The sequence below is a fragment of the Cellulomonas citrea genome (assembly GCF_009829685.1).
Classification (GTDB): domain Bacteria; phylum Actinomycetota; class Actinomycetes; order Actinomycetales; family Cellulomonadaceae; genus Cellulomonas; species Cellulomonas citrea.
Map to the genome: position 1 here is coordinate 1 of NZ_VWSD01000358.1, position 590 is coordinate 590.

Here is a 590-nt window from a genome sequence, read left to right on the forward strand (position 1 = left end):
AAGAATGGTCAGTCGCTCTTCCCCAATTGAGACAGATTCGCCGAGGATGCCCGCCATGTGGCGGCGGTCATCCACATCCAGTTCTGTACCTTCCGTTTCATTCGCACGCTTTTGTGCCAGGCGATCGACGGAAGGTCGAAAAGGCTCAATCAGATCATCAACGAGGTTGAATGGGTTGGTGCGGGATTTGTGATGAATGCCGAATGCCGGAAGCAAGCCTGATGCAGCACAGGCACGGGCTATGGCCGCCCGAACAACGGCGTAGCCATAATTGAGGAGGCCATTCTCGCGGGTCTCGTCGTGTCGGCGAAAATCTTTGAACAGTCGAGGCCAGTAGGCACGAGCCGCCTGTGCTTCCAGATTACCGGGATCGCCTGAACCAACACGAGATGCCATTGCAGACAGCGCCTGCGCATGATCATTGCCGATAGCGCGAAGGACTGCCGCCTGGTTTTCGATCTTCGCCTTTACGATACGCTGCCAAAGTCGTTTCTGGAGCGGGGCGGTCATTCCTATGTGGGCGTGCGCGATTGCCGATTGGGCATGGTGCTGATGGAATGAGATCGGCACACCGGCGGGGTGATGCTTGG

General features: G+C 57.1%; 1 protein-coding gene. It reads right to left on the reverse strand.

What is annotated here, in order from left to right:
- Window positions 1-590: type II CRISPR-associated endonuclease Cas1 (gene cas1 / locus F2B26_RS16715; protein ID WP_159811217.1), on the reverse strand; the 590-nt coding region annotated here is incomplete at both ends.